The 12,698-nt window shown below is 73.7% G+C and carries 13 protein-coding genes; 9 read left to right on the top strand and 4 right to left on the bottom strand.

Annotation, left to right across the window (positions count from 1 at the left end; all coding sequences use genetic code 11):
- Window positions 1–3: 3 nt before the first annotated feature.
- The 7 genes from ACFVXH_RS20065 to ACFVXH_RS20095 all read left to right on the top strand — a co-directional run bounded on the left by ACFVXH_RS20065 (window position 4) and on the right by ACFVXH_RS20095 (window position 7,965).
- The gene (locus tag ACFVXH_RS20065; RefSeq protein WP_074003192.1) at window positions 4–936 is read left to right on the top strand and encodes a carbohydrate ABC transporter permease; all 933 of its coding nucleotides are present in this window, start codon (window positions 4–6) and stop codon (window positions 934–936) included.
- A complete protein-coding gene (locus ACFVXH_RS20070; protein WP_387825617.1) occupies window positions 933–1,829 on the top strand; it encodes a carbohydrate ABC transporter permease in 897 nt (298 codons plus the stop codon). Before ACFVXH_RS20065 ends, ACFVXH_RS20070 begins: the two co-directional genes overlap by 4 nt.
- Complete coding sequence (locus tag ACFVXH_RS20075) at window positions 1,826–3,916, top strand: beta-galactosidase (RefSeq protein WP_387825620.1); 2,091 nt, start codon at window positions 1,826–1,828, stop codon at window positions 3,914–3,916. The genes ACFVXH_RS20070 and ACFVXH_RS20075 overlap by 4 nt, the downstream gene beginning before the upstream one ends.
- The gene (locus tag ACFVXH_RS20080; protein ID WP_387825623.1) at window positions 3,913–6,093 is read left to right on the top strand and encodes a trehalase family glycosidase; all 2,181 of its coding nucleotides are present in this window, start codon (window positions 3,913–3,915) and stop codon (window positions 6,091–6,093) included. The genes ACFVXH_RS20075 and ACFVXH_RS20080 overlap by 4 nt, the downstream gene beginning before the upstream one ends.
- A gap of 42 nt (window positions 6,094–6,135) precedes the next feature.
- Window positions 6,136–6,852: a ribonuclease H gene (locus ACFVXH_RS20085; protein WP_387825626.1), complete on the top strand. Its 717-nt coding sequence runs from the start codon at window positions 6,136–6,138 to the stop codon at window positions 6,850–6,852.
- Between the two features lie 112 nt (window positions 6,853–6,964).
- The gene (locus ACFVXH_RS20090) at window positions 6,965–7,666 is read left to right on the top strand and encodes a hypothetical protein (RefSeq protein ID WP_159028394.1); all 702 of its coding nucleotides are present in this window, start codon (window positions 6,965–6,967) and stop codon (window positions 7,664–7,666) included.
- Between the two features lie 86 nt (window positions 7,667–7,752).
- Entirely contained in the window at window positions 7,753–7,965 is a 213-nt protein-coding gene (locus ACFVXH_RS20095; protein WP_049650531.1) for a hypothetical protein, read from the top strand.
- Window positions 7,966–8,051: 86 nt separating this feature from the next.
- Here the strand turns inward: ACFVXH_RS20095 and ACFVXH_RS20100 are convergent, their stop codons facing one another.
- Window positions 8,052–9,341 carry a hypothetical protein gene (locus ACFVXH_RS20100; RefSeq protein ID WP_380745426.1) on the bottom strand — a complete coding sequence of 430 codons (1,290 nt, stop codon included), beginning with the start codon at window positions 9,339–9,341 and terminating at the stop codon, window positions 8,052–8,054.
- Window positions 9,342–9,683: 342 nt separating this feature from the next.
- Here ACFVXH_RS20100 and ACFVXH_RS20105 point away from each other — a divergent pair, with 342 nt between their 5' ends.
- The gene (locus ACFVXH_RS20105; protein WP_387825630.1) at window positions 9,684–10,430 is read left to right on the top strand and encodes a hypothetical protein; all 747 of its coding nucleotides are present in this window, start codon (window positions 9,684–9,686) and stop codon (window positions 10,428–10,430) included.
- Between the two features lie 32 nt (window positions 10,431–10,462).
- Here the strand turns inward: ACFVXH_RS20105 and ACFVXH_RS20110 are convergent, their stop codons facing one another.
- Together ACFVXH_RS20110 and ACFVXH_RS20115 are read right to left on the bottom strand one after the other, a co-directional pair.
- Complete coding sequence (locus ACFVXH_RS20110; protein WP_049650536.1) at window positions 10,463–10,678, bottom strand: cold-shock protein; 216 nt, start codon at window positions 10,676–10,678, stop codon at window positions 10,463–10,465.
- A gap of 128 nt (window positions 10,679–10,806) precedes the next feature.
- The gene (locus ACFVXH_RS20115; RefSeq protein WP_387825633.1) at window positions 10,807–11,124 is read right to left on the bottom strand and encodes a hypothetical protein; all 318 of its coding nucleotides are present in this window, start codon (window positions 11,122–11,124) and stop codon (window positions 10,807–10,809) included.
- Window positions 11,125–11,267: 143 nt separating this feature from the next.
- Here ACFVXH_RS20115 and ACFVXH_RS20120 point away from each other — a divergent pair, with 143 nt between their 5' ends.
- Window positions 11,268–11,993: a dienelactone hydrolase family protein gene (locus ACFVXH_RS20120; protein WP_387825636.1), complete on the top strand. Its 726-nt coding sequence runs from the start codon at window positions 11,268–11,270 to the stop codon at window positions 11,991–11,993.
- Window positions 11,994–12,002: 9 nt separating this feature from the next.
- On the opposite strand, the gene ACFVXH_RS20125 is transcribed toward ACFVXH_RS20120, so the two are convergent.
- Window positions 12,003–12,698, bottom strand: a 696-nt coding sequence (locus ACFVXH_RS20125; protein ID WP_387825639.1) for a glycoside hydrolase family 15 protein, incomplete at its 5' end; no start/stop codon positions are given.

Genomic DNA, 12,698 nt, shown 5'->3' on the forward strand with positions numbered 1-12,698 from the left:
CCGATGACCAGCAGCCTCCCGGCCACCCTGCGCAAGCCGTCGGCGACCACCCAGGCCGCCCCCGCCCGCCGCCGACGCTCCCCACGCACCGCCGCCTGGCTGTTCGCCGGGCCCACCACCGCGCTCTTCGTCGCCTTCTTCGCCTATCCGCTCGGCGCCAGCCTCTACCAGAGCTTCACCGCCCGCCGCGACGGCGCCGACGTCTGGGTCGGCCTGGACCAGTACCGGCGGATGCTGCACGACCCGGCCTTCCTGCACTCCCTGGTCAACACCGGCCTGATCCTCGCCGTCCAGGTGCCCGTGATGATCGGCCTCGCCCTGGTGCTCGCCGTCCTGCTCAACCAGTCCTGGCTGCGGTTCCGGGCCGGCTGGCGGGCGGTGTTCTTCCTGCCCGCGATCACCACCCTGGTCGCCTACGCCGTGGTCTTCCAGGTCCTGCTGCGCACCGACGGCGGCCTCGCCAACCAGCTCCTCCAGGCGCTCGGCCTCGGCCCGGTCGACTGGCTCAACTCGCCCACCTGGGCCCGGATCTCGCTGATCGGCTCGGTCACCTGGCGGTGGACCGGCTACAACGCCGTCATCCTGCTGGCCGGACTGCAGGCGATCGGCCGCGACCAGTACGAGGCCGCCGCCCTCGACGGCGCCGGCACCGTGCGCACCTACAGCGGCGTGATCCTGCCGCAGCTGCGCCCGGTGGTGCTGTTCTGCGTCATCACCTCCACCATCGGCACCCTGCAACTCTTCGACGAGAACTACGTGCTGACCCGCGGCGGCCCCGGCGACGCGACCCTCACCCCGGTGGTCTACCTCTACAAGGTCGGCTTCCAGCAGCTCGACTTCGGCTACGCGGCCGCCATCGCCTGGGTGGTCGTGCTGATCATCGCGGCGGTCTCGCTGCTCCAGTTCCGGCTCTACGGAAGGGAACGCCGCCGATGACCACCGTGACCACCACTGCCGCTCGCAGTGCCGCCACCACCACCGCGCCGCGTCGCGGCGGCCGCGCCCCGCTGCCCGCCCGCCTCGGCCGGATCGCCGTCCTCACCGCCCTCACCCTCGGCGCCGTCCTCAGCCTGGTGCCCTTCGCCTGGATGCTGATCGCCAGCACCCACAGCAGCTCCGAACTGTTCCACTCCCCACCGCCGTTCCTGCCCGGCGGCAACCTGCTGCGCAACCTGGCGCACCTCCAGGAGACCATCGGCTTCGGCCGGGTCATGCTCAACAGCCTCGGGATCGCCGTCGTCTACACCGCGCTCAGCTCGCTGCTGTCCGCGATGTGCGGCTACGGGCTGGCCAAGTACCGCTTCCGCGGCCGCGGGCTGCTGCTCGGCCTGGTGCTGGCGACCATGATGATCCCGTTGCAGGTGCTGCTCGTCCCGCTGTTCCAGATGATGGCCAGCCTCGGCTGGATCGACAGCTACCAGGCGGTGATCGTCCCCTTCCTGGCCAACTCCTTCGGCATCCTGCTGATGCGCCAGGGCTTCCTGGACTTCCCCGACGAACTGCTGGAGTCGGCCCGGATCGACGGCTCCGGCGAGCTGCGCACCTTCTACCAGGTCGTCCTTCCGTGCGTACGGCCGCAGTTGGGCGCGCTGGTGATCTTCACCTTCATGGGCCAGTGGAACGGCTTCATCTGGCCGCTGCTGATGCTCAACACCGAGGACAAGTACACCGTGCCGGTCGCGCTCAACACGCTGACCGGGCTGACCCACGTCGACTACTCCGGCCTGATGCTCGGCTCCTTCCTGGCCACGCTCCCGCTGATGGTGCTCTTCCTGCTCTTCCAGCGGCAGTTCGTGGCGGGCCTGCTGGGCGGAGCCGTGAAGGGATGACCGCGACCGTGACCACCGACCGCCTGACCGTGACCACCGACCGCCTCACCCGGGTGCCCGGCCTGCTGTACGGCGGGGACTGGAACCCCGAGCAGTGGCCCGAGCAGGTGTGGGCCGAGGACGTGAAGCTGATGGCCGAGGCCGGGGTCAACCTGGTCACCGTCGGCGTCTTCTCCTGGGCCCGCCTCCAACCCGACGCCGACAGCTGGGACTTCGGCTGGCTGGACCGCCTGCTCGACCTCTGCCACCGGCACGGCGTCGCCGTCGACCTGGCCACCGCCACCGCCTCCCCGCCCGCCTGGCTGGTCCGAGCCCACCCCGACCTGCTGCCCGTCACCGCCGACGGCGTCCGGCTGGAGTTCGGCTCGCGCCAGCACTACTGCCCCTCCTCGCCCGCCTACCGCGAGGCCGCCGTCCGGCTCACCCGGGCGCTCGCCGAACGCTACCGCCACCACCCCGCGCTCGCCCTGTGGCACATCCACAACGAGTACGGCGACCACGTCCAGGAGTGCTTCTGCCCCGCCTCGGCCGTCGACTTCCGCCGCTGGCTGCGCGAACGGCACGGCGGCATCGAGGAGTTGAACCGCTCCTGGGGCACCGCCTTCTGGTCGCAGCGCTACACCTCCTTCGAGCAGATCGAGCCGCCGCGCACCGCGCCCGGCCCGGTCAACCCCACCCAGCTGCTGGACTGGCGCCGGTTCTGCTCGGACGCGCTACTCGCCCTGCACCGCGCCGAGAAGGCCGTCCTGGACGAGGTCTCGCCCGGCGTCCCCGTCACCACCAACTTCATGTCGATGCTCAAGGCGCTGGACTACTGGGAGTGGAGCCGGCACGAGGACCTCGTCTCCGACGACGCCTACCCCGACCCGGCCGACCCGCGCGCCCACGTCAACGCGGCGATGAACTACGACCTGATGCGCTCGCTCAAGGGCGGCCGCCCCTGGCTGCTGATGGAACAGGCCCCCTCCGCGGTCAGCTGGCGGCCGGTCAACGTGCCCAAACGCCCCGGCCTCTACCGCCTCTGGTCGCTCCAGGCACTCGCCCGCGGCGCCGACGGCGTCCTGCACTTCCAGTGGCGCGCCTCGGTGGCCGGCGCCGAGAAGTTCCACAGCGCGATGCTCCCGCACCGGGGCACCGCCGCGCGCGGCTGGCAGGAGACCGTCCGCTTCGGCGCCGAGCTGCGCCGCCTCGGCGAGATCGCCGGCAGCCGGCTGCGCGGACGGGCCGCCGTCCTGCTCGACTGGGACAGCTGGTGGGCGCTGGAACTCGACGACCACCCCTCCGCCCGGATGCGCTGGCCCGAACTGCTCCGCCCCTGGTACGCGGCGCTGCACGAGCGCGGCGTCACCGTCGACTTCGTCCCGCCCACCGCCGGGCTCGACGGCTACCCGCTGGTGCTCGCCCCCAACCTCTACCTGCTCGACACCGCCACCGCCGACCGGCTCACCGCCTACGTACGGGACGGCGGCCGGCTGGTCTGCGGCCCGTTCAGCGGCATCGCCGACCGGCACGACCACATCCACCCCGGCGGCCACCCCGGGCCGCTGCGCGAACTGCTCGGGATCGTCGTGGACGAGCACTGGCCGATCCCGGACGGCACGACCACCGCCGTACGGCTGGACGGCGCCGCGCCTGACAGCCCCCGGTCGGACGGCACCGAGCCGCACGCCGAGCGCTGGAGCGAGTGGATCGAGACCGAGGGCGCCGAGACCCTCGCCCGCTACGCCTCTGGCACACTGGCCGGCCTCCCGGCCGTCACCCGCAACCGGCTGGGCGCCGGCACCGCCTGGTACCTCAGCTGCCACCTCGGCGCCGACACCGGCCGGGTGCTCGACCTGCCGCTCGCCGAAGCCGGCGTGGGCGCCGAACTGCCGGACCTCCCGGCGGACGTCGAGGTCACCCGTCGCCACGCCGCCGACGGCCGCCAGTACCTCTTCCTGCTCAACCACGGCGGCGTCGAACGCCGTGTGCCCCTCGACACGCCCGGCACCGACCTGCTCACCGGCGCCGCCACCGGCGACGCCGTCACCCTCGCGCCGCTCGGCGCCGCCGTCCTCCGACTCCCCGCCGCCGAGGAGCGCCCGTGAACCCGCTGACCCGCCGCCACTTCCTCGCCGCCTCGGCGGTCGCCGCCGCCGGCACCCTGGCCGCCCCGGCCGCCCCGGCCGCCGCCCACGCCCAGGACGGACCGGACACGGTCGACGGCGAGCGCTACGCCGACGTCCTCGACCTGCACGGCACCCCCGCCCAGGCCTACCCCGGCGACGCCCGCGGCAACAACCCGATCACCGTCTTCGCCGACCTCGGCGCCTGGCACGCCTACGCCCTGCCCCGCCCCACCGACCCCCAGGGCGGCTTCACCGGCCCGCTGTACCTCGCCCAGGAGTACCCCTGGTGGCTCAGCGACGGCCTGACCCGCCTCCAGCTCACCGAACAGGGCCGCCCCCTGGACCTCACCGCCGGCGCCCCCGCCCGCGGCACCTCGCTGCCCGGCCTGCTGCGGCTCACCCACGACCTCGGCGGCGGCCTCGCCCTCACCCTGGACCTGCGCTTCGCCGGCAACCGCACCGCCCTGCTCCGCGCCCGGCTCGCCAACACCGGCCCGGCCGTACGGACCCTCACCGCCGCCTGGACCGGCCGGCTGCTGCGCCCCGCCACCGGCCCCCAGCGCGAGGCACCGATGCTGGTCGCCGCCGAACGCGGCGTGGAGGTGCGCTTCGCCAAGGTCCGGCAGACCTGGGACTACCTCACCGACGGCACCGAACGCTTCGCCGTCCGCCACGCCCGGCCCGTCCGGGTCGTGCTGAGCGCCGACGGCGACGGCCACCGCACCGAACTCGCCGAGCCCGTACGGCTGGCGCCGGGGGAGACCCGCAGCCTGGACTGGACCGAGAGCTACACCTTCACCGAGGCCGAGTACGCCCGCGCCGCGAAGGAGGCGGACGCCGCGCTGCGCACCCCGGAACGGGTCGCGGCGGAGGGCACCGCCCGCTGGCACGGGTACCTCGTCCGCGCCACCGAGGGCGTCCCGGCCGCCCGCCGCCGTACCGCCGCCAAGTGCGTCCAGACCCTCGTCACCAACTGGCGCAGCCCGGCCGGAAGGATCCGGCACGACGCCGTCACCCCCACGCTCTCCTACAAGTGGTTCAGCGGGGTCTGGGCCTGGGACACCTGGAAGCAGGCCGTCGGCACCGCCGCCTTCGCCCCCGGCCTCGCCGCCGACCAGATCCGCGCCGTCTTCGACCACCAGGTCCCGTCCGGCTCCGCCGAGCGCCCGCAGGACGCCGGAATGGTCCCCGACTGCGTCTTCTACAACGACCAGACCACCGGCGGCGGCAACTGGAACGAGCGCAACTCCAAGCCCCCGCTGGCCTCCTGGGCGGTCTGGGAGGTCTACCGGCGCAGCGGCGACCGCGCCTTCCTGCGCGAGATGCTGCCCAGACTGACCGCCTACCGGGACTGGTGGTACCGCACCCGCGACCACCTCGGCGAGGGCCTGTGCCAGTACGGCGCCACCGTCGACCCGGCCAACGCGACCGCCGAGGACTGCCGGGAGGCGGCGGCCTGGGAGTCCGGCATGGACAACGCCCCGCGCTTCGACACCTCCGCCGTGGTCCCCAACCGGGACGTGAACGGCACGCTGCTCGGCTGGTCGCTCGACCAGCGCTCGGTCGACCTCAACGCCTACCTCGCCGCCGACCACCGCCACCTGGCGCTGATCGCCGCCGAGCTCGGCGACCGGCCCGCCGCCGACCGGCTGCGCGCCGGCGCCGACCGGATCGACACCGCCGTGCGCGACACCATGTACGACCCGGCCACGGGCTGGTTCCACGACACCGACCTGGCCACCGGCGCCCGGCTCACCGCCCGCGGCCGCGGCATCGAGGGCGCGATCCCGCTCTGGTCCGGCACCGCGACCGCCGCCCAGGCCCGTACCGTCCGCCGGCTGCTGCTCGACCCGGCGGAGTTCGGCACCGCCATGCCGTTCCCGACCGTGGCCCGCAGCTCGCCCTCCTTCGACCCCGGCGGCTACTGGCGCGGACTGGCCTGGCTCGACCAGACCTACTTCGCGATCGAGGGCCTGCGCCGCTACGGCTGGGAGCAGGACGCCCGGCGCACCGTCGAGCGGCTGCTGGCCACCGCCGCCGGACTGGCCGGCGACGGCCCGGTGCGGGAGAACTACGACCCGCTGACGGGGGAGGGGCACAGCTCGACCAACTTCAGCTGGTCGGCGGCGCTGCTGCTGCCCCTGCTGCGCACCTGAGCGGCTTTGTCTCCGGGCCGTCCGACCAGGCATGATCGGGGCATGGTCGAACGAGTCATTGCAGCGTGTGACGGAGCAGCCAAGGGCAACCCCGGGCCGGCGGGCTGGGCCTACGTGGTCGCGGACGCCACCGGGGCGCCCCAGCGCTGGCAGGCCGGCGCGCTCGGGCACAGCACCAACAACGTGGGCGAGCTGACGGCGCTGCGGCAGCTGCTGGCCGCGACGGACCCGGGGGTGCCGCTGGAGGTGCGGCTGGACAGCACCTACACCCGCGACTCGGTGACCAAGTGGCTGAAGGGCTGGAAGCGCAACGGCTGGAAGACGGCGGCCGGCAAGCCGGTGGCCAACCAGGAGCTGATCCAGGCGATCGACGCCCTGCTGGAGGGCCGGGACGTCACCTTCGTGTACGTGCCGGCCCACCAGGTGGACGGCGACCCGCTGAACGCCATCGCCGACAAGGCCGCCAGCGACGCCGCCCGCACCCAGCAGGACGCCTCCGGCACCGCCGCCGACCTGCCCGTCCCCGACCCGGCCGCCGCCTCGAAGGCCCCCAAGGCCCGCAGCACCCGGCCCGCCGCCTCCGGTAGCACCGGCGCCACGGGTAGCACGGGCGCCGCCAAGCGGAGCGGCGGCTCGCGAACCCTGAACGCCCGCTTCCCCGGCACCTGCCCGTGCAGCCGCGGGTACGCCAAGGGCGACAAGATCACCAAGGTCGGCAGCTCCTGGGGCCACCCGGAGTGCGCCGCCGCCCACGCCTGACCTGCCGCCCACGCCTGACCCGCCGCCCCGTCCGACCGCGAGTACGCCGACGCCGCCGGGTGAGTATCCGTACTCATGCGGCGGCCCGGCCCGGCGGTGAACGATGGTGATCATGAGGAATCGCGCAACGAAGGACGGGCCTGGCCGCCGCACGGCCGTGCGGGTCACGGCGGTGGCCGGGGCCGCCGGGGTCCTGGTGCTCGGCACGGTCGGGTACACGGCGTACGGGGCGGCGGAGGCGGCCTGGACGGGCAAGCCGTACCCCGTGGCGGACCCGGCGGCCGTCGCGCGGCACCTGGACGCCCGGACGCAGACCGTCTACGAGGCCCTCGCGCTGCGCCCGGAGGCGACACCGGCTCCCGACCACCGCGGCGACGACGGGATCACGGCCCGGATCTACGGCGCCTGCTCCGCCCGGGGCCTCTCCCACCTCCTGGAGAGCATGAACGACACCGGCGCCGACCAGCCCCGCACGGCCGCCCTGCGCGCGCGGTTCACCCTCACCGGGGTCACCCGGCCCGAGTGGGAGGAGGCGGTGGGACGGGCCCGGCAGAGCCTGACCGCCCAGGGCTGGACGGTCGCCTCCTCCGACGAGTCCGCCCCGGTCCCCAGCCTGACGCTGACGCCGCCGGACACCGGCCCCGGCTCCCTCGCGGAGAGCGCCTCGCTGCGCTTCGACCCCGCGTACCACACCCTCGAGGTGAGCGCGGGCAGCGAGTGCGCCAGCTACCCCGACGGCACCGCGGTGGACCAGGAGGGCCGCCCGGCCGACCTGCCGACCGGCACGGCGCCGACCCGGCCGCCCGGCCGGTGACCGCGGCCGGCTCCGGCCGGAGGTGAACAGCCGGGCGCCGCGCACCGTACAGACGAGTGGGCGGGGCCCGAAGGGAGGTGAGCCCGGTGATCGTCTCGGAGACGGCGGAGTTCCACGTCGGGGACAGGGTGTGGGTCTACCGCGAGTCCTCCTACGCCGCGGTCGAGTGCGCCGTCGTGGTCGGCGCCCCGGCGGACCGCAGCCTGCGGCTGGAGTACGGGGACGGTCACCGCGGCCACCTCCGCGAGGGCCGGGTCGAACTGCTCGACCCGCGCTCCCGGCGGCCGTCGGGCGGCTGACCGATGAGGCGCGGCCGGGAGCACGCGGCCGGAAACGCGCGACCGGCCGACCGCTCGGGGGCGGTCGGCCGGTCGGGTCGGTACGGCTACGCCCCGGCGGGGGCGGTCGTCCTGGCGATCTCCTTGATGTCCTGGAAGGTCAGGCCGGCCTCGTTGTAGACGCGGGCCCGGACCTCCGGGATGCCGAGCGCGGCGAGCTCCTTGAGCTGGGCGGCGGTCAGCGGAGCGGCGGCGGGCAGGTCCTCCGGGTCCTCGTCGTCGGAGTCGTCCCCGGCGGTGGCCAGGCCCAGCACCGCGTCCATCAGCTGCTCGTCGGTCACCTTGACGGCGTCGGCCGGGGCCTGGACGTTCGGGGCCGCCTGGCTGAAGGCGAGCTTCACCGGGAAGTTGACGCCCGGCTCCACCTTGTCGGCCAGCTGGGCGAGGTCGAAGGTGGCGGAGGAGAAGGCGCCGTCCTTCAGGTAGAGGTCGACGCCGATCCTACGGTCCGGCACGTCGCTCGGGGCCTGGTCCGGGAAGTCGCCCAGCTGCTTGGGGAACTTGGCGGACAGCGGCTTGACGGCCTTGAACATCTCGTCCACCAGCTGCCGGGCCGGGGCGCTCACCCAGAGGTGCTCGGTGCCGTCCTTCTTGCCCTTGTCCTCGTACGTGACGGTGCGGCCGATCACGTCCTTGATCGAGTTGAGGAGCTGGTTCTGGAGCTCCGGGTCGAGCGTGGGGGCGGCGCTCGGGGCGGCGGCCTTCTTGCCGTCGGACTCCTTCGCCTGGTCCGCGAGCGACTGGAGGTCGAAGGAGACCCACTTGCCGGCCAGCACGTCCCCGACCGGCTTCAGCTGCTCGGGCATGCCCTTGCGCAGCTCGTCCACCACGGACGGGTCCTCGCCGGCCAGCTTGACCAGGCCCTTGGCGTCGGCGTGCAGGTACCCGGTGGCGTCGACCTGACGGTACTCCAGCAGCGCGGTGCCGCTGCGGTCGGCGAGCACGTAGGAGACGCGCACCGACTTGTCGAGCGTCAGGTCGGTGTTCTTGTCGGCCTTGGCGGCGTCCCTGAAGGCCTCGACGTCCTTGAGCGGCTTGTCGGCCGAGATGGCGACCGAGACGGAGAGGCCGGAGATCGCCTTGGCGGTCTTCTCGTCCATGTCGCCGTCGCCCCGGGCGGCACCGATCATGCCCTTGCCGCCCTTGTGCTCACCGGAGTTGGCGAACGCGGCGACCTGCTCGGGGGTGGCGTCGATGGACAGGGTGAAGCCGGCCGACTTGCCGTCGCGGACCTTGTCGAAGGCCTTCGACACCTTCTGCGCGGCGGACAGCTGCTGGACGGTGCCGCAGGCGGTGAGGCCGGTGGCGAGCACGGAGGCGGTGACGGCGACGGGCACGGCCCCACGGGCGGCCTTGCGGATGGCGGTGTTGATGGTGCGACTCCTGTTGATCGGGCCCGCCCGGTGAGGCGGACCGGTCCCTCCCCTGTGACGCACAACGCCACAGCGCCCACACATGTGATCACATTTTCGGCAAGAGGTCATTCGATTATTTGGCGTGGTCTTTAACCAGATCGGCCAAAAACATGACCAAAACCCGGAAGTCGGGCCCGAGGAGCCTTCCTGATTCCCGGAATCCCGCACGCCGACGGGCCGCCGTTCGTACGATCGGCTCCGTCCGGGACCGGCGCGAGCCGGTGCCGGCCGAGGGAACCAGTGGGAGGGGGAGCGATGGGGCCCGTGGGCTGGATCCTGACGGTCGCGCTGGTGGCCGCCGGAGCGGTGGCCTGGCTGATGCTGCGCTACCCCGGGGGCTGGCGGTGCGCCTTCGGCCCGGAGTACGCCGAGTACCGGCGCGACCTGGACGCCGCCCGAGGGAAGCTCCGCGACCTGAAGCGCGAGGCGGGCCGCGAACGCGGCAGGGCCCGCTCCGCGGTCGAAGCGGCCGAGCGGGCCCACGCGAGCCGGGTCGGCGAGGCCCGGGCGCACCTGGACCGGCTCCGGTCCCCGGACCGGGGGTCGCTGAGGTCTTCCCTCGGGGACAGCCTGCGGCTGTACGACCGGGCACTGGAGGTGACGGCCGAGGGCCGTACGGCGGAGTACCCGCTGCACGAGGTCGCGCTCCTCGACGAGTACTCCGGCACCGACGGCCACGTCTACGTGGCGCTTCCGACCGGCCGTCGGCAGATGGTCTCCGTCCCGCTGGAGGGGACGCCCGAGGCCGAGGTCCGGAGGTTCGTCGTCGAGGTGTTCAACGCCGCCGCCGACGCCAAGGCGGCCACGGCCGAACGCCAGGCGCTCGTGCCCCGGGCCGAGGCCGACCTGCGCGAAGCGGTCGAGGACACGGCCGACCAGGAGGAGGCCCGGCGCCGGCTCGCCGACGTGCTGGCCCGCCAGAAGGCGGACACGCGCATCCCCGGGGCCCGCCGCGAACTGGACGAGGCACGGGACCGGTGGCAGAGGCTCACCGGCCGGCGGCCGGTGTAGCCGGGCCGCCGCCCGTCAGGCCGGGGCGGGTCCTAGCCTTCGACGACCTGGACCTTGTCGGCCTGCATCCCCTTCTGGCCCTGGACCGCCTCGAACGTCACTCGCTGGCCCTCGACGAGGGACTTGAAGCCGGCCCCCTCGATCGACCTGAAGTGCACGAACAGGTCCGGGCCGGACTCCGGGGTGATGAACCCGTAGCCCTTCTCGTCGTTGAACCACTTCACGGTGCCGTTCTGGCGGTCGGCCATGTCCACTCCTTGCACAGGGATCACACTGACCGCGCCAGTCTCTCACGCAGCGGAGCCGCTCCGACGCGAAGCGCAGCGGCGGCCGCCGGGACGTTCGCGGTGACCGTGCCCCCGACCTCAGGTACGGCCTACTGGGTGGCGTCGCAGTCCTGACAGCGGCTCGTCGCGGAGCGCTGGGTGTTGCCCCCGGTGGCGTACAGCGGGCTGGAGGCGGAGAGCCGGCGCCACGCCCCCGGCGAGGGGTCGAGCACCCAGCCGTAGACCGGCGGTTCGACGTCGGCCGGGAGGATGTGGGGGCAGCCCGGCAGATGCGCCTTCCGGCTGGCGTGGACGATGATCGCCGACGGCGGCCAGCCGTCCCACTCGGTGCCGGGCGCGCCCTCGCGGGGCTGCGCCCGCGGAGCGCAGTCCGCGCAGTTGCTCAACTCGTGGCGGCAGTAGTCCATCGGTCCTCATCCCGTCCGGCTCGCGCCCGAGTCTACGGGTGCGCGAGTGGCGGATCGGCCTGCGACGGGGCGACGGACCGCCCGCTCTGCCGACGGCTAAGTCGGGCCCGGGCGGGGGCCGGTCCTCACTACAGTCCCGTTCCATGACGATGGTCACCACGCGTACGGTCGAGTACCCGGCCGACGGAATGACGATGATCGGGCACCTCGCGCTGCCCGCCGGAACCGGCCGCCGGCCCGCGGTCCTGATCGGGCCCGAGGGGCCCGGCCTGAACGACTTCCAGCGCCGCCGGGCCGACGCCCTCGCCGAACTGGGCTACGTGGCACTGGCCTTCGACCTCCACGGCGGGCGCTGGATCAGCGACCCGCAGGAGATGCTGGCGCGGGTGATGCCGCTGCTCGACGACCCCGACCGGATGCGGGGCATCGGCCACGCGGCCCTCGACGTGCTGCTCGCCGAACCGCGGACCGACCCCGAGCGGATCGCCGCCATCGGCTACGGCACCGGGGGCGCGATCGCGCTGGAACTCGGGCGCGACGGCGTCGACCTGCGGGCGATCGGGACGGTCAACGGCCTGGTCACGGGCCGTCCGGGGGAGGCCGCCCGGATCCGCTGCCCGGTGTGGGCCGGGGTCGGGTCGGAGGACCCGATCATGCCCGCCGAGCGGCGGGACGCCTTCGCCGCCGAGATGCAGGCCGCGGGCGTCGACTGGCGCCTGGTGGTCTACGGCGGCGCCCAGCACGCCTTCCACCACCCGACGGTCGGCCACGCCGTGCTCCCCGGCGTCGCCCACCACCCGCAGCAGGCCCAGCGGGCCTGGCGCGACATCGTCGGCCTGCTCGCCGAGTGCCTGCCCGTGCGGGACTGACCGGAGCGCCTACCCGACGGCCAGGCCGAGGGGCTGGGTCAGCCGCAGGGCGGTGTCGATCAGCGGGACGTGGCTGAAGGCCTGGGGGAAGTTGCCGACCTGGCGCTTGAGGCGCGGGTCCCACTCCTCGGCGAGCAGGCCGACGTCGTTGCGCAGCGCGAGCAGCCGGTCGAACAGCTCGCGGGCCTCCTGGACCCGGCCGATCAGGGCGAGGGCGTCGGCGAGCCAGAAGGAGCAGGCGAGGAAGGCGCCCTCGTGGCCGGAGAGGCCGTCCACGTTGTTGCCCGACTCGTCGTGGGTCGGGTAGCGCAGGACGAAGCCGTCCTCGGTGGACAGTTCGCGCTGGATGGCCTCGATGGTGCCGATGACGCGCTTGTCGTCGGCGGGCAGGAAGCCGACCTGGGGGATCAGCAGCAGGGAGGCGTCGAGTTCGGCTGAGCCGTAGTACTGGGTGAAGGTGTTGCGGTCCGGGTCGTAGCCGTGCTCGCAGACGTCGGCGTGGATGGTGTCGCGCAGCGCGCGCCAGCGCTCCAGGTGGCCGCCGGTGGGCTCGTCCTCGGGGGTCTGCTCCAGGAGCTTGATGGTGCGGTCGACGGCGACCCAGGCCATGACCTTGGAGTGGACGAAGTGGCGGCGGGGGCCGCGGACCTCCCAGATGCCCTCGTCGGGGTTCTGCCAGTGGTCCTCGAGGTAGTCGATCAGGCG

It is taken from the genome of Kitasatospora sp. NPDC058184 (genome assembly GCF_042883725.1).
GTDB lineage: Bacteria > Actinomycetota > Actinomycetes > Streptomycetales > Streptomycetaceae > Kitasatospora.